Annotated in this window: 16 protein-coding genes; 6 read left to right on the top strand and 10 right to left on the bottom strand. The window is 68.9% G+C overall.

The features are described from left to right. The first annotated feature begins 559 nt into the window (after window positions 1-559). From ASG72_RS18410 to ASG72_RS18400, 3 genes are all read left to right on the top strand, one after another. Entirely contained in the window at window positions 560-1,789 is a 1,230-nt protein-coding gene (locus ASG72_RS18410) for an AraC family transcriptional regulator (protein WP_162246266.1), read from the top strand. Window positions 1,790-1,923: 134 nt separating this feature from the next. Next, a complete protein-coding gene (locus ASG72_RS18405; RefSeq protein ID WP_056715675.1) occupies window positions 1,924-2,334 on the top strand; it encodes a hypothetical protein in 411 nt (136 codons plus the stop codon). 2 nt (window positions 2,335-2,336) lie between these two features. After that, window positions 2,337-3,569 carry an HlyD family secretion protein gene (locus ASG72_RS18400; RefSeq protein ID WP_056715672.1) on the top strand — a complete coding sequence of 411 codons (1,233 nt, stop codon included), beginning with the start codon at window positions 2,337-2,339 and terminating at the stop codon, window positions 3,567-3,569. 198 nt (window positions 3,570-3,767) lie between these two features. On the opposite strand, the gene ASG72_RS18395 is transcribed toward ASG72_RS18400, so the two are convergent. The 7 genes from ASG72_RS18395 to ASG72_RS18365 form a co-directional block, all read right to left on the bottom strand. Beyond that, on the bottom strand, window positions 3,768-4,163 hold the full coding sequence (locus ASG72_RS18395) for a hypothetical protein (protein ID WP_156396050.1): 396 nt from the start codon (window positions 4,161-4,163) through the stop codon (window positions 3,768-3,770). A 10-nt stretch (window positions 4,164-4,173) separates the two neighbouring features. Next, window positions 4,174-6,366 carry a TonB-dependent receptor gene (locus tag ASG72_RS18390; protein WP_162246265.1) on the bottom strand — a complete coding sequence of 731 codons (2,193 nt, stop codon included), beginning with the start codon at window positions 6,364-6,366 and terminating at the stop codon, window positions 4,174-4,176. Window positions 6,367-6,386: 20 nt separating this feature from the next. Next, window positions 6,387-7,622 (bottom strand): MFS transporter, encoded by a 1,236-nt coding sequence (locus tag ASG72_RS18385; protein ID WP_056715662.1) that lies wholly within the window; start codon window positions 7,620-7,622, stop codon window positions 6,387-6,389. Next, the gene (locus tag ASG72_RS18380; RefSeq protein WP_056715658.1) at window positions 7,622-9,352 is read right to left on the bottom strand and encodes an ABC transporter ATP-binding protein/permease; all 1,731 of its coding nucleotides are present in this window, start codon (window positions 9,350-9,352) and stop codon (window positions 7,622-7,624) included. Before ASG72_RS18380 ends, ASG72_RS18385 begins: the two co-directional genes overlap by 1 nt. Beyond that, complete coding sequence (locus tag ASG72_RS18375; protein ID WP_056715655.1) at window positions 9,349-11,205, bottom strand: ABC transporter ATP-binding protein; 1,857 nt, start codon at window positions 11,203-11,205, stop codon at window positions 9,349-9,351. Before ASG72_RS18375 ends, ASG72_RS18380 begins: the two co-directional genes overlap by 4 nt. 119 nt (window positions 11,206-11,324) lie before the next feature. Then, window positions 11,325-12,329 (bottom strand): helix-turn-helix domain-containing protein, encoded by a 1,005-nt coding sequence (locus ASG72_RS18370; RefSeq protein WP_056715653.1) that lies wholly within the window; start codon window positions 12,327-12,329, stop codon window positions 11,325-11,327. 125 nt (window positions 12,330-12,454) lie between these two features. Further along, window positions 12,455-13,591 carry a glycosyltransferase family 4 protein gene (locus ASG72_RS18365; RefSeq protein WP_056715651.1) on the bottom strand — a complete coding sequence of 379 codons (1,137 nt, stop codon included), beginning with the start codon at window positions 13,589-13,591 and terminating at the stop codon, window positions 12,455-12,457. A gap of 161 nt (window positions 13,592-13,752) precedes the next feature. On the opposite strand from ASG72_RS18365, the gene ASG72_RS18360 reads away from it, so the two are divergent. Both ASG72_RS18360 and ASG72_RS18355 read left to right on the top strand, forming a co-directional pair. Then, window positions 13,753-14,910 (top strand): DUF1972 domain-containing protein, encoded by a 1,158-nt coding sequence (locus ASG72_RS18360; RefSeq protein ID WP_056716526.1) that lies wholly within the window; start codon window positions 13,753-13,755, stop codon window positions 14,908-14,910. Then, a complete protein-coding gene (locus ASG72_RS18355) occupies window positions 14,907-16,157 on the top strand; it encodes a cellulase family glycosylhydrolase (RefSeq protein WP_056715647.1) in 1,251 nt (416 codons plus the stop codon). The genes ASG72_RS18360 and ASG72_RS18355 overlap by 4 nt, the downstream gene beginning before the upstream one ends. On the opposite strand, the gene ASG72_RS18350 is transcribed toward ASG72_RS18355, so the two are convergent. Next, window positions 16,123-17,436, bottom strand: coding sequence for a VpsF family polysaccharide biosynthesis protein (locus ASG72_RS18350; protein ID WP_056715644.1), 1,314 nt, complete (start codon window positions 17,434-17,436; stop codon window positions 16,123-16,125). The genes ASG72_RS18355 and ASG72_RS18350 overlap by 35 nt on opposite strands. Window position 17,437: 1 nt before the next feature. Beyond that, complete coding sequence (locus tag ASG72_RS18345) at window positions 17,438-19,690, bottom strand: exopolysaccharide transport family protein (protein WP_082540471.1); 2,253 nt, start codon at window positions 19,688-19,690, stop codon at window positions 17,438-17,440. Window positions 19,691-19,956: 266 nt separating this feature from the next. Here ASG72_RS18345 and ASG72_RS18340 point away from each other — a divergent pair, with 266 nt between their 5' ends. Then, on the top strand, window positions 19,957-21,456 hold the full coding sequence (locus tag ASG72_RS18340; RefSeq protein ID WP_244488875.1) for a formyl transferase: 1,500 nt from the start codon (window positions 19,957-19,959) through the stop codon (window positions 21,454-21,456). A gap of 18 nt (window positions 21,457-21,474) precedes the next feature. Here the strand turns inward: ASG72_RS18340 and ASG72_RS18335 are convergent, their stop codons facing one another. Further along, complete coding sequence (locus tag ASG72_RS18335; RefSeq protein ID WP_244488874.1) at window positions 21,475-21,711, bottom strand: phosphopantetheine-binding protein; 237 nt, start codon at window positions 21,709-21,711, stop codon at window positions 21,475-21,477. Between the last annotated feature and the right edge of the window lie 166 nt (window positions 21,712-21,877).

Genomic DNA, 21,877 nt, shown 5'->3' with positions numbered 1-21,877 from the left:
ATCTTTTGAATTTCACGGAATTCAGTATTCGGGCCATAGGCTTAGCCGATGGCTGAGCGGTAACGACGGAGTCGATCGACAGTCCCGCCTATCGCTTTCGCTCCGCCCGTATTCATTCGGCACGGAACTATCTAAAAAGATCATCGAACCCGTGACGCTATCGTAGCGAGCAATCGGCCACAAACATTGACGCAGGTCAAGATTGAATGTGGTAGGCCAATTCCTTCGTCGAAGACCATATGAATGGTCTGACTGCCTTTCAAATTGGGCGGCCGCGAATTCTGAATTCTAGGTGATTTTTTGATCCTCCGCCGCAATGACTCCCCTCACCGGTCGAGGCACGTAACCGGAATGAATCGACGCAGCATGCTTATCATCGAAGACTCAACATCTCGGCATATGATGCTGATTTAGCGCCTGAATTCGGCCCACCTCAGGAAGCCTATACGATCGATTTAAGTGACGATTTCATTGCCGTTTAAGCGAGTTATCGACTTGTGCTAGATCAATGTTTGCCTTCCGTTTTAAATTAATAAATTCAATCTGGAGGGGATTTCCAATGAAAATTAGTTTAAATCTTTATAACCGTCTCGCGCCTCTCGATAAGCACTGTATCAAAGAGATACTCGCGAATGAATTCGCTGAAAGGGGTCTCGACATTGCTTCGTCGCTGCAGAGCGGAGGCAGTGTTGACCGGACATATACGGAATCCCCCGCCCGGCATTTGACGCTCCACCCTTCCGCCCTCCTGCAGGCGGCCGCCGATGTCGCCGAATGCCCTCATCTCGGCCTGAAGCTGGGACAGAGGATGGCGCAAACCTCGCTGCATGATCCCGGCCAAGCCTGGTGGCGCACTCCCACGCTGGGGGACGCCCTCGGCAATCTCCATGGCTGCGTCTGGATGGATGGCTGCGGCGGAACGCTCGACATCCAGCCCGGCGATCCCACGACCCTCCGCTTCATCGTGCTGGATCCCGATCTCGAAAGCGCAGCCGCGATCTCCGATATGGTGGTTGCGTATCTCATCGGCGTGCTTCGCGCGCTGTGCGGCCTGCGCTGGTCTCCCGAGATGGTCGAGCTGCCCCGGCGACCGCCGCGCGATCAGCAGCCTTATCGCCAGCTCTTCCAGTGCAGGGTGGGGTTCAACGCCGTCGTCGCGACGATCCATGTCAGGGCCGATGATCTGCGGCGGGAGCTCGTCCCGCCCGGGATGCTGGCGAGCATGGCCGAGGTCCCCGCCGCTCGAGAGCTTCCCGATCCGGTCACGCGGATCCGCAGCTATCTCGGAAGCGGGCTGAGCACCGGGACCCTGCGCTCGGCCCGCCAGATCGCGCGCCATTTCGGCGTGGGTGGCCGCAGCCTGCAGCGCGATCTGGCGAAGGCCAGGACGAGCTGCCGGGAACTGGCCAATGAGCTGCGCATCGGCATGTGCAAGCGGCTGCTCTCCGACACCGAGCTGCCGATCACCGAGATCGCCTTCGCGCTGGGCTATGCCGATATTTCCGTGCTGACCCGTGCCTTCACCCGGTCCGTCGGCATTTGCCCTTCGACCTGGCGCAGCCGCCCGGCGCGTGCCGGATCGGCCATCCCCCTGCACAACGCCGTGCAAGTCGCCGGCAGGCCTGCTCGTGCAGGCAGCGCACCTGGCCGAAGCTTGCGCGAGGCGGCGCGCTCCGCTCCCCGAGGGGAGGCCAGGACGTCGAAGCCGTCGCAACCGCCGCCGTCCGCGACGGAGACTCAGATCGTTCCATCCAGAACTTTAAGCTTCGCAGAGGAAACAGGATTTTGATAATTGACCTGCGTCAATTTAATCCTGACAACACTGACTACGGAATTCGCCAGCAGGAACGTCATCAGTAGGCAGCTCGTCTCCTCGATCTGGCATCTGCATCGTTGAAGGCATTTTCCGACGGAGTGATTGCGATGTCGCCACCCTTCCATCCTGCCGCTACGACGCATATGCCGTTCTTCATCACGGCTCCTGGCCAGACCGATGTCCTGACGGTGGGGGTGGCGCTCTTCCTGATCGGCGCCGTGCTCGGCACCGGCATCCTGTTCCTGCGCATCCATACGCTCCCGGAGCGGATCGCCCATAAGCGCAAGAAGATCCAGTTCGACATCGTCGCCGTCCTCGGCCTGCTCGCCCTGTTCACCCATATCCATCTGTTCTGGGTGGCGGGGCTGCTGCTCGCGCTGATCGAATTTCCGAGCTTCTCCAACCCGCTCGGCCGCATGGCCGGGGCGCTGGAGAGCATGGCGGGGATCAAGCCGCCCCCAGCCGAACCCGCCGCGGCCGATCCGCATGCCGCCCATGCCGAAGAGGGGAAGGCCTGACCATGCTCGAGCTCCTGCTCTGCTCGCTGTTCACCCTGGTCCCCGACTATCTCTACCGCCGATACGGTCAGGGAAAACGCTTCGGCAAGGAGATCACGCTCTATTCCGTCTGGTTCGAGCTGCGCTGGGGCATCACGGCCTGCCTGATGCTGACGGTCGGGCTGATCACGGTGGTGTTCTACAACCACCCGACCAGCGTCGCCGTGACCTCCTTCTTCCGCACGGTGCCGATCCTGCCGGAGGCGACCGGGCGCGTGGCGGAGGTCCATGTCGGCTTCAGCGGCGAGGTCAAGCGCGGCGCGCCGATCTTCCGGCTCGACAACAGCAAGGAATTGGCAGCGGTCGCGACCGCCCGGCAGCGCATCGCCGAGACGGAGGCCGCCATGCTGGTGGCGAGCTCCGACATCGCCGCCGCCGAAGGCCAGGCCGAGCAGGCGCGCGCCGCGCTGCAGCAGGCCGAGGACGAGCTCGCCACCAAGGAGGAGCTGAACCGCCGCAATGCGAGCATCGTCTCGCGGCGCGAGATCGAGCAGCTCACCGTCGCGGTCGCCGGCCGCAAGGGCAGCCTCGCCGCCGCCGAGGCGGCGCGGCAGGGCGCCCAGACCCGGCTCTCGACCTTGCTCCCGGCCCAGAAGGCCAGCGCCGAGGCCTCCCTCGCCCAGGCCCAGGTCGATCTCGACAAAATGACCGTCTATGCCGGCTTCGACGGCCGGGTCGAGCAGTTCACCTTGCGGGTCGGGGAGATCGTCAACCCGATCATGCGCCCGGCCGGTCTGCTCATCCCCAGCGAGGCGGGGCGCGGCAGGCTGCAGGCGGGTTTCAACCAGATCGAGGCCCAGATCATCAAGGTCGGCATGGCCGCGGAGGTCGCCTGCCTGGCCAAACCCTTCACGATCGTGCCGATGGTGGTGACCGGGGTCCAGGACTTCATCGCGGCCGGTCAGATCAGGGCGGCCGACCAGCTGCTCGACCCGCAGTCGGTGACGCGGCCGGGCACCCTGCTCGTCATGATGGAGCCGCTCTTCGCCGGCGGGCTCGACGATCTGCCGCCGGGCAGCAGCTGCGTGGCGAATGCCTACAGCAATAATCACGAGCAGCTGCAGTCGAAGGATATCAGCACGGGCCGCTGGCTCTATCTGCACATGGTCGACGCCGTGGCGCTGGTTCATGCGATGCTGCTGCGGATCCAGATGCTGTTGATGCCGATCAAGGCCCTGGTCTTCTCCGGGCATTGAGCGGGAGTTCACGAGCCGGCTAACGGCCTTGGACCCGACACCAGCCTGGGCGATCTACAAATCGCCCGGGCTGTCACCGGGGCAGCCATCCGGCTCGCGCCGGCCACGCGCGGGATCGGCGTGACACGCCGTCCCTGCGGCCGGGGCGCGGCGACCAATCCGCGGCCGCTCAGCCCGGCGCCGAGCCCAATACCCGGCTCACGGGCCGGCCTCGAGCCAGGCCTCCGCCATCTGCTGCGCCTCCGCCTCCGAGCCGACCACCTTGAACGGATAGGGCATGATTGCCGCCAGCGCCGCGTCGAGCATGGTGCCGAGCATCGCCCGGCGCCGGGTCTCATCGCGCTCGATCCTCACCGCCCCCAGCACGAGGCGGCCGAGATCGCCGCGGCGGCGCCGGGACCACTCCCTGTAGAGCCGGTCGAAGCGCGGCGACGCCTCCGGTCGCTCAGGGCCGTCGAAGATCAGGGCGAAGCGGCTTCCGCGGGCGATCACCGCCTCCAGCGCGGCGATCACAGCATCCGCCTCATCGTCGGCGATAACCTTCGGCACGGTGAGCCGGACCAGCGGCCAGGCGCGATCATCGACCACTTGCATCGCCGGGGCCTCAGAATTTCAGCGAGGCGCCGGCACCGACGGTGGCGCCGCGGGAATAGACGACGCCCGAGATCGGCGCGCCCGTGATCGCGCTGTTGCCATAGGGTTGCGAGACGTTGAGATTGCGCTTGTCGAGCAGGTTCTCGCCGAAGAGATAGGCCTCGCCCTTCTCCCATTCGACGCCGAGCCGCGCCGACACCAGATGCACGGCCTTCAGCTTGCCGACATTGCCGGCGTCGGAGAAGCGTGGGCCGAGATAATTATAGCCCAGCCGCGCCAGCAGATTCGCCGAGCCCAGCGCCGGCAGTCCGAGCTGCGCCACGGGCGCGCGATAGGTGACCGAGGCCTTGCCCGCCCATTCCGGGATCTGCGGCAGCTTGTTGCCTTTCTTCATTCCGGCCTGCGCCCGGGCGACATCGGCCGGCACGTCTCCGAGTTCCGTCGAGGTGTAGGTGACGCCGCCCGCGAGCTCCCAATGATCGCCGAGCTTCCAGGTCGCATCGAGCTCGGCACCATGGCTTTCCGTGTCGATATTGATCGATTGGGTGGAGAAGCTCTTGATGTCATAGGCCATCACCTGCTCCTTGCTGACATCATTGTAGAACAAGGCGGCGGACAGCTTCAGCCGATCATCGAGCAGCGAGCTGCGGCTGCCGATTTCATAGGAGATCGTGGTGGACGAGCCATAGGGCTTGCGGGGAACACCGGCCCAATCCAGGGAATTGAAGGTCCCGAAGCCGCCGCTCTTATAGCCACGCGACACGCTGCCATAGCTCATCAGCTTGTCGCTCCAATCATAGGAGAGCGAGGCGCGTCCGCTCCAGAAATTATAATCCTTGCTGCCTCTCTCGAGGAAGAACGGGACCCCGCCGGGCGTGCCGTCGCTGTAATATTCCGCGTGGAATGTCTTGTCCTCGCGGGTGTAGCGCCCGCCCAGCGACAATTTGAGCTTCTCCACCAAGGGATAGGTGACCTCGCCGAAGACGGCCCGGCCATCGGTGGTCTGATGCAGATTGTCGTAGCCCGCCATGGCCGGCCCGTAGAAGAAGACGTTGCGCATCGAGAAGAGCTTGGCCCGGTCGCGGTAATAGGAGATCCCCGCCACCCATTGCAGCGCATCGCCCGGATTGGCGCTCAGCCGCAGCTCCTGCGTGAAGCGGCTCTGATCGACGTTGCGATTGAGATAATTGCCCGCGATCGGACTGAAGGCGCTGAACGGCAGGCCGGTCAGCCGGCTACCCAGCAAGAAATCGGCGCCATTATACGCCAGATCGCCGCGGATCGTGTTGTAGGAGGTCTGCGAGGTGAAGGTGAAGTGATCGAAGCTGTGCTCGAATTTCGAGTTGGCGGTGTAGTTCTTGTCCACCTCGTTGGCCAGGCTCTGCGCCGCCACGGGCCGGAAGAACCCGTCTCCCTTCAGCGCGTAATAGACGGGCACACCATCGGACGCATCGAGACTGCCGCCGATGGTCCAGGTGGTGCGGTCGGTCGGCGTGAAGCGCAGCGTCAGGCGCCCGGTTCCGGAGAGCTCACGCCCGAGACGGGGGCCGGCGAGATTGGGGATGAAACCGTCGATACCGCGCAGGCGGAAGGCGAGCCGGGCGCCCAGCTTGTCCTTGATCAGCGGGCCGCCGACCGCGCCCTCCAGCATGCGCAGGTTCTGCGAGCCGTATTCGCTGCGCAGATAGCCCTTCCAGCTCTCATCCGGCAGCACCGGGATCAGGTTGATGGCGCCGCCGGTGGTGTTGCGGCCGAACAGCGTGCTCTGCGGGCCCTTCAGCACCTCGACCCGCTCGAGATCGAGATAATTGCCGTTGGACGAGCCGATCGGCAGCGGCGTGCCGTCGACGAAGGTCAGTACCGAGGAATCATCCGGGCTGAGCGGGTACAGCACCGGCCCGACGCCGCGCATCACCAGGAAGGAGGTCGAGCGGTCGCCGAAGGTCGGCATATAGACGCCGGCCGTGTCCTTCAGCGCCGATGGCGCGTCATAGGACCGGCTTTCCTGCAGCTGCTGGCGACTCTGGGCATCGACCGTGAAGGGCACGTCCCACAGCCGCTCATTGCGCTTGCGCGCCGTCACCGTGATCTCGTCCAGTTCGATCGCGCTTTGCGCCCAGGCGGATCCGGCCGCCGGTATCGTGCCGGCTGAGGCCAGCGCCGTTGTCGCGAGGAGGCGCAAGGCCCTGAGGGGACGGCTCATCACTGTCTTGCTCCGAATGATCATGCTGTGGGGTCGGTTTCGCGCGGGCTGCGCCAGGCCAGTGCGGCACCCGCGGCGCAGAGCAGCGCGGAGAGGACGAGCAGCACCGGCAGGCCGTAACGGCCGATCACCAGCCCGGACAGGATGGCGAAGACGGTCGCGACCAGCGCGTCGAGACTGGCCAGGCTCGCCGCCTGGGTCGCGCCGAGCGGACCGCCGCACCGTCTCAGGACGAGCGCCCGGAAGGTGACGAAGAAGCCGTAGCCGAGCGCCATGACGCAGAGCGACATCGTGATCGCGGTGACGGGACCGACATGGCCCACGCCCAGCGCGGTCGCCAGAAAGCCGAGCGTCGCGGTGAGGCCGAGCAGCACCGCCACCGGCCAGCCGCCGAGGCGCCGCATGGCGAGGCCGGTGATCCAGGCGGCGAGAAGACCGACACCATTCGCGCCGGTGGCAGAGACCAGCGCGATCTGGCCGAGGCTGAGGCCGGCATCGACCTGCAGGACCGGCAGCGCGCCGCCCGCAAGCGCCAGGCCGGCATGCAGCGTGGCCGAGAGGCCGATCAGCCTCCAGGAGGCCGCGCTGACCAGGAAATGCGCGACCTCGGCGGGTGCCCGCTCCGCCCGCTCCGCGGCCGGGCGATCGGGAGCCGTGGCGGGCAGCGCCAGCGCCGGAATCGCGAAACCGGCCATGATCGCCATCAGCAGCCAGACCACCACGGTCCAGGCGGCGTCGTCGCAGGCGAGGATGCCGATCCCCATGGCGAGCCCGCCGAGCGCGAAAGCGCCGCCCTGCAGCGCTGCGCTGCGCGAGCGCTCGGCCGCCGGCAGCATCGCCATGAGATAGCCGTCGAGGCCGATGGTCGCGGTGGCGATCAGCCCGATCAGCCCGGTCGCGGCGAGGGTGATCCAGAGCGGGCCGGTCGCCGGCGAAAATGCGAGCAGCGCGGCGATCCCCGGCACGGAGAGGCCGAGGCAGATGAGGACGATGCGGCGATAGACGGGCGCCCGCTGCCGGCCCAGCCGGTCGACCAGCGGCGCCCAGAGCGCCCGCAGCGCGAAGGGCAGATAGGCCAGGAAGACCAGATTGGCGATTTCGGGCGGCTGCCCCGCCTGCCGCAGGCTCGCCGGCAGAATATTATAGATGAAGAACAGCGGCACCGCCGCGGCGGCATAGACGGCGCCGATCCCGAGCCGCATCATCGCCGCGGAGCCGGCATCGGTCCTGGTCGGGAGGTTCGTCGCGGCGACCATCAGCGCAGCCTCCAGCCGGCCGCCCGGTCCTGCACGGTCCAGAGCCGCGCATAGAGCCCGCCCAGCGCCAGCAGCGCCTCGTGCCGGCCGCGCTCGACGATGCGGCCGGCCTCCATCACCAGGATCTCGTCCGCCGCGGCGATGCTGCGCAGCCGATGCGCCACGACCACGACGGTGCGGCCATCCTCCAGCGCCGCGATCGCCTGCTGGATCGCGCGCTCGTTCAGCGGATCCATCGCCGAGGAAGCCTCGTCGAGCAGCAGGATCGGGGCATCCTTGAGCAGGGCCCGCGCGACCGCGACGCGCTGGCGCTCGCCGCCGGACAGGGTGCGCCCGCCCTCCCCGATCCGCGTATCGAGCCCGTCGGGCAGGGCGGCGACCAGCTCCTCCAGCCGGGCGGCGCGGATCGCGGCGGCGAGCTTCTCGGGGCCGGCCTTGGGATCGCCGAGCAGGAGATTGGCGCGCAACGTGTCGCGGAAGAGATGGACGTCCTGGTTGACGAAGCCGATCAGCGCCTGGACCCTGGCCGGGTCGAGCGTCGTCAGATCGGCGCCGCCGAGACTGATGCGACCCGAGGTCGGATCGACGAAACGCAGCATCAGCGCGAGCAGGCTCGATTTCCCGGCGCCGCTCGGCCCGACCAGGGCGACGGTCGCGCCCGGCCTCACGGTGAAGCTCGCGTCGCAGACCGCCTCCGGCTTGCCGACCTCATAGCGCAGATGCACCCGGTCGAGCTCCAGCGTCAGCGGCCTGTCGCCTTCGCAGCCCGTGCCTTCCAGCACCGGCTCGGCCAGGAAGCGCCTTATATTCGCCTCGGCCTGCAGAGCCAGCCGGATCAGCAGCGCTTGCGGCAGCACGGCCGCGGCGAGCGCATGGCTCGCCGCGAGGGCGAGGAAGAAGGCCGGCACCAGCGACAGCGACAGGCCGGCCTCGCCGCGCAGGCCGAAGGCGAGCAGCGCCAGGGGCAGCGCCAGCGCCATCGCGACGATGGCGAGGGCTTCCAGCGCGACGACCTGCGCCACCGAGCCCTGCATCAGGCTGAGCATCCGGCGGGCCGCCGCCGCCAGCCGGGCAAAGGCCTCGTCGCCGGCGCAGAAGGACCGGAACACGGCGATGCCCTCGCCATATTCGCCGATCGCCTGGTTCAGGCGCGCCACCTCGGCATTGCGCGTCGAGAGCAGCCGCTTCAGCAGGCGCCCGGACAGCGGCATGGCGATCAGCCCGAGCCCGAAGGCGAGCAGCACGGCAGCGGCCGTGACCGCGTCGAGCACGACGATGCAAAACAGCAGCGTCAGCCCGGCGGCGAGCCCGCCGAGAAGCCGGTTCAGATTGAAGGTCGAGATCTCGTTGATCCAGCGTCCGTCTTCGGTGAACAGCGTGGCGAGTTTCGCGGCGCTCCAGCGCTGCAGCACGCTGATCGGCACGGCCCGCATCTGGTCGAGCAGGCGATTGCGGATCGATTCGGTCACCGCATTGCCGGCGCGGAACCCGTCGCGCCAGGCGCCGCGGATCGCCAGGATGCGCAGCGCCACCGCCGCCGGCACCGCCAGCGCATAGGGCAGCAGCGCCATGACGTCGGCACCGTCCTGCCGCAGGCGCAACAGCCCGAAGGCGACGATCAGCGCCGGCAGCGCCGCGGCGAGCCCCTCGACGGCGGTCAGGATCATGGCGCGGAAGAAGGCCGGGCGCGCCGAGCCGAGATGAGCGAGGAGCAGGGACAGGAGCGTCATGCCCGGTGATCCTCCTGCAGCGCCGCGAGCGGGCCGGGCCCGCCGGCATGGCGGTGGCGGCGCACCTCCTCCTGGGCCCGCCAAATCGCGGCGTAGAGCCCGTCCTGGGCCAGAAGCGCCTCATGCGGGCCGAGCTCGGCGAGCTGCCCCTCGTTCAGCACGGCGATCATGTCGGCCCGCGCGATGGTGTGCAGGCGGTGTGCGATGACGATCAGCGTGCGCCGCTCGGCCAAAGCCGCGATCGCGTCCTGGATCAGCGTCTCGTTTTCCGGATCGGCGAAGGCCGTGGCCTCGTCCAGAACCAGGATCGGCGCATCCTTCAGGATGGCGCGGGCGATGGAGAGGCGCTGGCGCTCGCCGGTCGACAATCCGAGCCCGCGCTCGCCGAGCGGGGTGTCGTAGCCCTTCGGCAGCGCCATGATGAAATCATGGGCCTGGGCGGCACGTGCGGCGGCGACCACTTCCGCATCCGAGGCCTGCGGCCTGGCCAGGCGGAGATTGTCCGCCACCGTGCCGGCGAACAGGAAGACCTCCTGGAAGACGAAGCCGATCTGCGCGTTCAGCACGTCCGGCGCGATCTGGCGGACATCGACGCCGCCGATCTCGACCGCCCCGGCCTCGACATCGTGAAACCGGGCGATCAGCCGGGCCAGGGTCGATTTGCCCGAGCCGCTCGGCCCGACCAGGGCCAGGCATTGCCCCGGCGCCACGGCGAGCTCGATCCCGTCCAGCACGCGCCGGCTGCCATAGCTGAAGCTCGCCGCCGCGAATCGGACCGAGGCATCGGTCGGCACGGCCGGCCGCGCCGCGATCGGCATCTCCGGCGCGCAGAGAATGCTGTCGATCCGGTTCAGGATTTCCACCTGCTTCATCAGCCTGTGGCTGAGGCCTTGCAGCGAGGAGAAGACGTCGCCGAGCCCATAGGTCACGGCCAGGAAGGCGGCGAGCCGCTCCGTCTCGATCAGCCCCGCCGCCGCCATCAGCAGGCCAGCGGGTGCGGCGAACAGGAGATGGCTGCTGAGCAGCACCTGCGCGACCGCGCCCGGCACCACCGCGCGGCGGGCCCAGGCATCGGAAAATGCCGTCATCTGGGCGAAGACCACCCTTGCCCGCGCCGCCGCCTGCCCGTCCTGGTTGAAAGCCCGCACCGTCGGCAGCCCATCGGCCGTCTCCGCGACGGTCGCGGCCATGGCCGCCTGGATCGCGAAATAATCATGCGTCGCCTCCTCGCCCCGGCGCATGACGCGGCCGATCAGCACGAGGCCGAGACCGAGCGGAAGCAGGGCCAGAAGCGTCAGGCGCCAATCGATCAGCGCGAGCACCAGCACGGCGAGACAGGGCGCGACGATCGCGGCGCTGAGTTCCGGCGCGAGATGGGCCATGCCGTCCTCGACCGCTTCGACATCGTCGAGCAGCACGGTCCGCAGCTCGCCCTTGCTGACGCCGTCGAAGAAGCCGAGCGGCAGCCGCGCCAGCCGGCCGGCGAGCTGCAACCGCAACTCCTCCTGCGTGGCGAAGGCGATCTGGTGCGACAGCAGCGTCGCCACGCCGAACAGGAGCTGGCGGCCGAGGACGCCGGCCAGCGCCAGCAGGCCCAGCCGCACCAGATCCTCGGGGCTCGCCGTGCCGCCGAGCAGCGCGGCCAGCGCCAGCGCCACCGCGGCATAGGGCAGCAGCGACGCGATCGCCGCCCCGGTGCTGCAGAGCACGGAGAGCAGGAGCAGCCCGCGCCGCCGGCGCATCATCCCGATCAGCCTGCCCGCGATCGCGATGAGGGAAACCGGCGCCGCGGCCGCCTTGCCGGCGGCCTCGCGAGAGCCGGCGCCGCTGATCTCGGACTGTGCTGCCGTCACCGGAGAACCCTGAGCCGCTGAACCTGCGGCGGTTCTAGGATGCGTGCGGGACCGGCTCTACGCGCCCGGCTTTTGCGCCGCGGGCTTTTTCCTTTGCGGCTGCGAACGCCCTGGAAGCGTTAAAAATCCTGGGACGGCGGACAGCCGAAGCGGCGCCGATAGGCGGTCGCGAAATTCGCCGGGCTGCTGAAGCCGACCCGATAGGCGATGCTCGCCACCGAGAGGCTGCGCTGGCGGACCAGCATCCGCGCGATTTCGAGCCGGCGGTCGCGGAGATAATCGATGATCGTGGTGCCGAAGGCGCGCTTGAAGCTGCGGCGCAGGGCGGTCTCGTTGAGGCCGACCGTCCGGGCGAGATCGGGAATGCTCGGCGGGTCGGCGAGCTGCGCGTCGAGCAGCAGCCGGGCCTGTTCGGCATGGTCGCGATGGCTGCGCGACAGATCGGGAATGCTGCCGCCCTGCGCGTCGCACAGAACCTGCTCGAGCTCGACCAGGGCCGACAGGATGCGGCTCTCCGCATAGAGCCGCCCGAGCGCCCCGTGATAGGGATTGTCGGCGAGCTGGCACAGCAGGATGCGCAGCGCGGCGCTGTGCTCGATCTCGCGGAAGGAGAGGCCGTCCGCGAGCAGATGCGCGAGGCCGCGACCATGACAGCCGCTCTCCTCCGCCAGCCCGTGCAGGAACGCGGCGCCGACGTGAAAACCCGTCATCCGGCAGATCTGGCCGCGTCTCTGTCCCGATGTGATCTCGACCTCGTCGCCGACTCCGAACAGCGTCGGGATCCCGATGCGCTGGCCGGCCACGGAGCGGCCGCCGATGAAACCGCTATGCTCGCCGCCGGTCAGCACCCCGACGAACAGGCTCGGCCGCCAGCGCCCGACGATCCGTTCCTCGCCGAGATATTCGAAATCGCAGCCGGTGAGATGAATGTCCGGTCGCACCGGCTCCAGCCAGTAGCGTCCTCGCGCGAAAGGCAGGGTCGACCAGCGCTGCCGGGGAAAACCGCTGAAGTCGAAATAATGCCCGCGTCCGAGACGGGCGGCGATCTCGTCATAGCTGATCGATCCGGCGATCTGGAAGGCTCCGGCACCGACCGTCGAAGACTCATGGCCGCTCTCGCACATTTCGCATCCCCGACATTCCGCTGGGGAAGCCTAGGAAGCTTCGGCCGCAGGCGCAATGCTCGGGGTCCCGATCGGATTGCAAAGGGTCAGCGAGCAGCTCTGGCCACCTCCTGCTAGGCCGGCTCTCAGCGTGGCGGACGCGCCAGCAGGCTCGCGGCGGCTGCGGCGATCGCCTCGGCGGCGACCTCGGCGCTGAACACCGTCTCGAAGCGCGACCGGCCGGCCGCGGCCATCGGCGCCAGCAGCGACGGCGTCGTGATCAGCTCCGCCAGCCGCGCCGTCAGCGGCTCCGGCTCGCCCGGCGGGACGAGCCAGCCGGCGCGCCCGCCATCGACGACCTCGACCAGCCCGCCGATGGCGGAGACGATCGGCGGACGTCCCCAGGCCATCGCCTCGATCGCGACGCGGCCGAGCGATTCCGGCTTGCGGGACGGCACGCAGACGATGTCGGCCCAGCGATAGAGCGGGCTCGGATCGTCGCTGAACGGCTCGATCGTAACCGTCTGCGCCAGGCCGAGATCCCGTACCAGCGCATGCAGCGCCCGCTCGCGCTCGTCGCTCTCGAAGGCGCTCCCGACGAGCCGCGCCTCGATCCGCGGACGCAGCCCGGCGGGAAGCCCCGCGATCGCGGCGAGCAGCACCTCCTGCCCCTTGATCGGCCCGATCCGCCCCAGCATCAGCACGCGCAGCGGGCGCTCGCCATCATAGCCGACCGGCTCCGGCGCCGCTGGCCCGGCGATGCCGTTATAGATCACCTGCGCCTTGCGCGTGGGCGCCAGCGCATAGGCGGCGCGCGTCGCCTGCGAGTTGAAGATCACGGCGCTGCCGCTCCACGCCACCAGCCCCTGCAGGATGCGCGCGGCGCCGCCTTCCGCGATCTCGTGGATATGCAGCAGCGTCTTATCCGGGAAGAACCGGGCGGCGAGCGCGTAATCGGCGATGACGGCGGTGTTGATGTAGACGAGGTCGCTGCGCCGCATCCGGCGCCCGGCGCGCCACAACGCCGCCGGCAGCGCGGCCAGCCCGAGCGTCAGCAGCCGCCACATCGTCTTGCGGCGCAGCACCCAGAGCGGCTCGTAGAGGATCCGGTCGGCCAGCGGCGTGAGCAGGGCGAGGATCGGCCCGGGGCGCGGCAGCACCACCTCGATCTCGGCGCCCGGATAGGCCTGCCGCAGCGCGGCGACGCTTTCGACGAAGCAGCGATCGGAGCCGTAGAGCTCATAGCCCTGGTGCACGCAGGCGATCCGCAAAGGCAGGCTCATCCTCATCGTCCCGACGCAGCCATCGCGGCCGTCCTGGCACAGCCTCGTCGCGCTGACGATCCGTTGACCTCGCCGCACTCTAGGCGCCTGGCTTTTTATGACTTCTTAATCGCTGAAAGCTCTCTATCGCCGTCTGAAGACCGATGCGCACGGAAGCGGCCATGACAGCTGACAGACCCTCGCTGCTGATCCTCGGCACGCGCGGCATCCCGGCCTCCCATGGCGGGTTCGAGACCTTCGCCGAGCATCTGGCGCTGTATCTCGCCGAGCGCGGCTGGAATGTCGGCGTCTATTGCCAGGAGGACGTCGCGCAGGTCGATCGGCGCATCCGCAGCGAACACTGGCGCGGGATCGAGCTGATCAAGATCCAGGTCTCGTCGAAAGGGCCGCGGGCGACGCTCGAATTCGATGCGATCAGCGTTCACCACGCCGCGTCGCGCCAGGCGGTGAGCCTGGTGCTGGGCTATAATAGCGGGCTCTATCTGCCCTATCTGCGCCTGCGCGGCCGCAAGATCGTCACCAATATGGACGGTATCGAATGGCGCCGCCCGAAATGGTCGAAGCCGATCAGGGCCTGGTTCTGGGTCAATGAATGGATCGCGGCCTGGTCCTCGCATCTGCTGATCGCCGACCACCCGGCCATCGCCGACCACCTCGCCACCCGTCGCTCGCGCCGGGCGATCGCGATGATCCCCTATGGCGGCGTGCCGGTCGCGGCCGCCCCGGAGGCCCCCGTCCGAGCTCTCGGGCTGGAGCCCGGCGGCTATCTCGTCTCCATCGCCCGGATCGAACCGGACAATTCCATCCTGCCACTGGTCCAGGCCTTTTCGCAGCGCCCGCGCGGCGCGAAACTCGTGGTGCTCGGCAATTTCGATCCCGACAACGCCTATCACAACGCGGTTCGCGCCGCGGCGAGCGCGGAGGTGGTGTTCCCCGGCGCGATCTATGACGGGGCGACGGTGCAGGCGCTGCGCTACCACGCCCGCGCCTATGTCCATGGCCATACCGTCGGCGGCACCAACCCCTCGCTGGTCGAGGCGCTCTGGGCCGGCAATGCGGTGATCGCCCATGACAATGTCTACAACCGCTGGACGGCCGGGGCGGCCGGGCTGTTCTTCAAGGATGCCGCGAGCTGCGCCGATCTGATGCAGCAGCTCCTGCAGGATGACGCGCTCGTAGCGCGCCTCTCCGAAGCGGCCCGGCTGCGCGCGGTGGAGGAGTTCAGCTGGGGACCGATCCTGGCGCAGTATGAGAGCGCGGCGCGCCGCTTCCTGGCCGGCGGCAGCCAGGCCGCGATCGCCGCGGAGCAGCGCGTGTGAGCCTCTCGCGCCGCGCCTTGCTGGCCTCGGCCGCCACGGCGCTCGCACAGGGCGCCGGCGCGCAGAGCAGGCCCGGCGCGCCGGTCTTCTCCCTGAGGCGCGGGGTCAATCTCTGGCCCTGGTTCTCGCTGACGCGCGAATTTCCCGCGCCGCGCACCGATTACGCCTGGCCGCCCTACCAGCTCCAGCGCCCGGTCCCGACGCCGCACGACCTCGACCGGTTGCGCGCCAGCGGCCTCGATTTCGCCAGGCTGCCGGTCGATCCCGGACCCTTCCTGGCCGGCGCGCCGAAAGAGCGGGCGGAGCTGATGGCGCAATTGCGCGCTGCCGTCGCGGCGACGCTCGCAGCCGGTCTGTCGCTGGTCTTGAACATCCAGGCCAATGGGGCGACCCATCACTGGAACCCGACGCGGCTCTACGCCACGCCGGAAGTGCCGGGCCTGCCCGCCTACCGGGCCTTCGTCGCCGATTGCGCCGGGATGCTCTCCGGCTTCGATGCCTCGAGGGTCGCGCTGGAACCGGTCAACGAGCCGCCGCAGGGTTGCAGCGAGGCCGGCTGGCCCATGATCCAGCATGGCCTGCTCGCGGCCGCGCGAAGTCGAGCGCCGAATCTCACCCTGGTGGCGACGGGCGGCTGCGGCAGCATGGTGGCGGGGCTCCTGGCCCTGGATCCGCAGCCCCTGCAGGGTTTCGCGCCGCTGCTGTTCACCTTCCATTTCTACGAGCCCTATCTGTTCAGCCATCAGGGCGCGCCCTGGATGCAGGAGCCGGTCTATCGTGCCCTCAACTCCGTGCCCTGGCCGGCCTCGGAAGGTTCGCTCGCGACCACACTGGCGGCGGTGCGGCGGCGGATGGACCAGGATGCCGAGAGATCCGCAGTGCAGAAGCGCAGCGCCTATGAAGAGACCGAGCGCGTGCTGAAGGTCTATTTCGACGCCGACCCCGCCCGCCCCTTCATCGACCGCTACCTCGCCTCGGTGAAGGCCTGGGGCGATCGCCACGGCATCGCGCCGGCCCGCATCCTGATGGGCGAGTTCGGCGCGCTGCGCAGCGATGCCCGCTATGTCGCGGCCGCGGCGGCGGACAGGGCGCGCTATATCCGTGACGTGCGCAGCAGCGCCGAAGCCTTCGGCTTCCCCTGGGCGTTCTGGAACGCTTTCGACGGCATGGGCATGATCGAGGATACGAGCCGGGCCTTCGATCCCGCGATCGTCAGCGCGCTGGGCCTCGCCATGCCTCGGGGCTGACCGGCCGTGGCGGCAGGCGGTGCAGGCACAGGACGATCAGCGCGAATTTCGCCGGCATCGTCGTCTTCGACGCGACGGTCTCGGCCGCGTTCAGCAGGATCAGCCAGACCACCATCGGCAGCCAGACGCCCCTCGCGCATTGCTTCGCGAATTCGCGGATGAAGAGGGAGAAGGTCACGGCCAGGAGCAGCGTCACCAGCACGCCCTGATACAGCATCATCTTGATGAAGGGGTTCTCGATCCCCCATTCCAGCCCGTGGATGCGGCGCAGCGATTCCACCCACTCGACATCGGGACCGACGATCAGGTCGCGCAGCGGGATGATCCTGACCAGCTCGAACATCTCCATGCGGGCATTGGCGCTGCCGCCATCCGAGATGAACCGCGACAGCAGCGCGTCGAAGAAGCCGCTGGACCAGAGCACCCCGAGCGAGATCGGCATCAGCGCCAGCATCACCGCCCCGGCCGCGGCCGCGAGCAGCGGCAGCCGGCCGGAGGCGAGCTGCCGCATCAGCGCGAAGAGCCCGTAGCCGCCGCCGAACAGCAGCGAGGCGAGCAGGGCCGCGCGTCCGCCGAACACGACGAGCGCCGCCGATTGCAGGCCGATGAGCACGTAGCGCAGCCGGTCCGGCAAGGTCCGGGCGCCGCTCAGCAGCGCCATCAGATAGCAGGCGGTCATCATCGCATTGACCAGCGGGTGCCCCTGCAGCGCCGCCGAGCGCAGATCGGTCTCGAACACCGCGCCGTCGAAGCGATAGGGGAAGATCAGATTGCCGGTGACGAACTCATAGAGGCCGAGCAGCGCATTGGCGGTCATCACGACATGCAGCGCGCCCTCCATCCGCCTCATCACCCGATCATCGGCATCCGCCATCAGCATCACCAGCAGGGCCGGCGCGAAGAAGGTGTCGAGCAGCCCGGCCATTCCCGGCGTCTGGCGCAGCACGAACACCGCCAGCACCAGCACGGCAGTGACTGCCATCACCAGGCTGGCCGGCCGCAGCGCCGCGAGATGAACGAAGCGGCGCACCGGATCGCCGCTGGCGAGCAAGCTCCAGCCGAACAGCGCGACGAGCAGATAGGTCGAGGGATGGATCTTGGTCGCGGCCCCGCCGGTCAGCCCGTCGTAATTATAGCCGAAGGTCCAGAGCATCCCGCCCGAGACGCCGTAGAGCAGCAGCACGGTGAGGACGAGCCCGCTGCCGGTGAGCGGGCCGAGCTGCGCGAAGCGCGGGCTGGGGCGGAACCTCGCCGCGGCCGGCCAGGCGGCGTCGGCCATCTCAGGCGCGGCCCATGGCGTCGATCAGCATCGCCGCGCTTATATGGCGCCCCATCACCATCGTCGCCTCGGCGATCTCGGCGACGTCCCGCTGCTCCGCGCCGTTGAGCCGCGAGACCAGCAGGATCTGCTCGACGACGGCGACCAGCGGCGCCATCTTGATGTTGCGGCTGAGCACGCCGCCATCGATGATCACGAGATCGAAATCCTTGCCGGCCTCGACCAGCGTCCTGATCGCGAAGGCGCGGCTGGAAACCTTCGGCCCGTTCGAGCGCTGCCTTCCCTTGGCCATCAGCGCGACGTCGCGCCGGCTGCCGTAATGGATCGTCCCGGCGAGCGGGCTCTCGCCGCGCAGCACGTCGAGAATCCCGGGCAGGCTGCTCTGCTGGTTCTGCTCGACATCGCCGTCGATCAGCAGCACCCGGTCGCCGCGCATCGCGGCGACATGGGCGAGCAGGAAGGCGGTGCGGGACCGCTCGCCCGAATCCTCATGCGTCGAGGTCAGCAGCACGCTGCGCACCGGCGCCTGGGCCAGCCTCGACTCGTTCACGTCGAACAGCCGCAGCAGGGCCAGGCCGGCGATGGCTTCCGCCCGCGTCTCGGCGCTGCCCGACGCCTCCGCCGGCCGCGAGCCGGCCGCGCCGGGGATCGCGGCCCGCGCGGTGGCCGCCAGCTTGCGCCGCCAGAAGCTCGTCGCCTCGACCGGGACCGCGTCTTCCGGCGCGTTGCGCGCTCGCTCATCGGCACCCTCGGGCGGCAGGATGCCGATCACCGGCGCCCCGAGCAGCGACTGCACCTGGCCGGTCGAGAGCAGCTTCGGCGAGGCGAATTCCCGCACCAGCGCCGCCCCGGCACCGAGGCCGAGCCCCGCCCCCAGCGCTCCGACCAGTAGCACGCCCATAGGCGGCCAGCTCTTCTGCTGCGGCGGCTGGGCCCGGGTGATGATGCGGGCATTGGTGGTGTCGAGCCCGGCCTGCTCCCGCGTCTCCTGCGCCCGCAGCAGATAATTCGCATAGACCGCGCGCACCGCCTCGAGATCGCGCTGCAGCTCGCGCAGCCGCACCGAGGCCTGGTCGGAGGATTGCGTCTGGCGGGTCAGCGTCTCCAGCCGGGCGGCGAGCTGCCGCTCATTGGCCAAAGCGCGCTCGTAATCGGTCCGCACCGAGCGCGAGAGCCGTTCCAGCTCCGCGGTGATCAGCTGGCGGATATTGCCGAGCTGGCTGCGCACGGCCGCGATCGCCGGGTGGCGCGGGCCGAGTTGCGTCTGGAGATCGGCTTCGCGCTGGACCAGCGTCGCCTCCTGCTCCCGCAGCTTCTGGACCACGGCCGATTGCATCGCCTCCGAGGTTCCGCCCGCCAGCCCGCCGCCGCCGCGCTGCCGCGCGATCTGGTCGACCTGGGCCTTCAGCACGGAGGTGCGGTTCTGCGCCTGCGACAGCTGGTTGCCGATCTCGGTCAGCTGCTGGTCCGAGATCAGCCGTCCCGAGGCGACCGTGAGATTATTCTCCGCCCGGTAGCGCTCCACCGCGTTTTCGGCGGCCTCGACGCGGCGGCGCTGCTCGGCCAGCCGCGCGGTCAGGGCGTCGGAGGCCTCCCGCGCCGCCTGGCTGCGCGCCTCCGCCTGGTCGATCAGATAGGCATCGGCGATGGCGTTTGCGATGCGCGCGGCCTTGTCGGGATCCTGGGCGGTGACCGCGACGTCGACGACCAGCACCTTGTCAGCGCGTTTCACGCCGAGCCGGCGGCGCAACGCGTTCAGGGTCCTCGCCTCGGCGGGGGTCAGGCTGCGCTTGGGCCCGCTGACCGGCGCCGTCCGCCCCAGCAGATCGCCCAGCCGGGTCATCAGCCCGGAGCCGTTGAATTCCGGATCCTTGCTGAGGTCGATGGCGGTGATGGCGCGCAGCAGCACGCCGGCCGACTGGATCACGCTGACCTGGCTCTCGACCTGGGTGACGCCGCCATCGGGCGCCACGGCGCTGGGATTGACGTCGTTGGTCAGGACCTGCCGGTCGCGGGGGTCGATCAGGATCTGGGCGCTGGCCGAATAGAGCGCTGGCGTCAACAGCCCGTAGAGCAGGGCAAGGCCGGTGAAGGCGGCGGCCGTCGCCAGGATGAAGAGCCGCCGGTGCCAGAGGATGCGCCAGACATCCGTCGCCGCGACCGTGCCGTCATTGTGCCAGCGCCGGGCCGGTGCAGCCGGCTCGGATCCGGCCGGCGCCGGAAGCGGACGCGCTGACGTGGCTAGGCTGGTCATTCCGTTTCCTGCGAACAGGCACCATCGCACCTCCGATGCGGGACTGGCGCCCGTATCGTCGGCTGTCTTGATCGCACGTAATTCTTAACAAGCCATTCACCATCAGCTCTCGCCGGAGCCGCATCGCCGCCGCCTCCGGCCCTCTCCCGCCTGCCCCGGCGGCCCATAAGGATATCGAAACGTTGACGCCTTAGAAGCCGATGAAACCCGGAATCCGGCCCTGAAACCTGCGGCCGATGCGGCCCGCACCAGCATTTCGATCGGCCATGACCATGCGCCTGACGCTGCTTCTCGATCCCCTCCAGCTGCGGCGCTGGCACCTCGATCTCGCCGCTGCGCTGAGCGCCCTGCCCGGCACCGTCGTCGCGATCGAGACACGCGCCGGAGCGCAGCCTCCACCCGCCGGCATCGAGGCGCTGTTCCAGCTCGAGGCCGCCTTGCACGGGCTGTCGCGGCAGGGGCCGGCGGCGCCGGTCCAGCCCGCTGATCTCGCGGGTTACGCGGCGCGGGACGGCGCGCTGCCCGAGCTGGTGATCGATCTCTGCGGCGCGGCCCCGCCCGATGCGGCCGGGATTTGGCAGCTGAGCTTCGACGGCGTGGCTGGCGAGGCGGCGCTGCTCGCTTTGCTGCTCGCCGGTGCGACCCCGCTCGTCGCGCTGCGCGCGGCGGACGGCATCGTCGCCGCCGGCCGGCCGGGCACCGAATATGGTGGGGTCCTGCTCGCCGCCTATGAGGACGTCACGGCCCGCATCGTCACGCTGATCGTGGCGGCGGTCGCCGGACGAGGCCGGCCGCGCCTCCCCGCCTTGCCAAGCGAGCCTGTCTCGCAGCCCGTGCCGGCGCTGCCGCAGGCGGCGGCCATGGCGAAGATCGCGGCGAAGAAACTCGCCGGCACCCTCGCCCGGCGGATCTATCACCTCTGCTGCCATGCCCCGCATTGGCGCACCGGCTGGCGCAGGCTCGACGGTCCGGACCTCTACGATCTGCGCCGCCACCCCGAGGGCGGCTGGCGCGACCTCGCCGATGACGGCACGCGCTTCTTCGCCGATCCCTTCCCGATCCTGCATGAGGGCCGGCTCACCCTGTTCCTCGAGGATTACGAGCACCGGCTCGGCAAGGGCATCATCTCCGCCGTCGCCTTCGGCGATGACGGGCCGATCGGCGCTCCCGTCCCCGTGCTCGAACGGCCGGGCCACCTCTCCTACCCCTTCGTCTTCGCGCGGGACGGCGCGGTCTGGATGATCCCGGAGAGCGGCAGCGCCGGCACGATCGACCTGTTCCGCGCCACCGCCTTCCCGGGCGGCTGGGTGCATGAGGCGACGCTGGTCGAAGGCGTCGTCGCCAGCGACGCGACGCTGGTCGAACATGGCGGGCTCTGGTGGATCTTCGCCACGGTCCGCGACGGCGGCGGCGCCTTTTCCGACGCGCTGCATCTCTGGTCGGCGCCGGATTTCCGCGGCCCCTTCGCTCCACATCCGGGCAATCCGGTGCTGATCGACATCGCCTCGGCCCGTCCGGCCGGCCGGATGGTGACCCGCGGCGGGGCGCTGCTGCGGCCCGTCCAGGATTGCCGCAGGGGCTATGGCGCCGCGCTCGCCATCGCAAGGGTGACGCGGCTCGACGCATCCGGCTTCGAGCAGGAGGTCGAGACCCTGCTCGGACCGGGACCGCTATGGCCGGGACGGCGCCTGCATACGCTCAACAGCGCCGGCGGGTTCGAGTTCATCGACGGGTCCGGCTTCGCCCGGCGCCGGTTTTTCGGCTGAACGGCCGCGCCGCCGGGCTCAGTGGCCCGCACCGGCCCCGCGCAGCGCCTCGACCATCCGCGCGATCGAGCGGATCGAACGGAAGGTCTCCGGGGTCAGCTGCGCCGCCGGGATCATGATGTCGAATTCCGCCTCGATCGCCACCATCAGATTGACCAGATCCAGCGAGGACAGCCCGACATCGATCAGCGCGTCATCCGGGCTGAAATCCCGCCGATGCGCCTGGTCCGCCAGGATCGACCGGGCGAGCTTCATCGCCTGATCGGTCATTGATGTCGACGCTGCCTCAAAACCCATCTGCCGCATTCCACTGATGCCGATCTCGCTCTGCCGGCGCAGCCTAGCGCGGGACGACACGGTTTTGCAGATCGGATCCGCATGTTTTCCGCCTGATAGAGAGACTATCCGTCTTTACGGTGAA

It is taken from the genome of Allobosea sp. Leaf344 (genome assembly GCF_001426225.1).
Taxonomy (GTDB): domain Bacteria; phylum Pseudomonadota; class Alphaproteobacteria; order Rhizobiales; family Beijerinckiaceae; genus Allobosea.
Note: the sequence above shows the minus strand (reverse complement) of the source record. Positions and strands in the feature narration are given on the sequence as shown.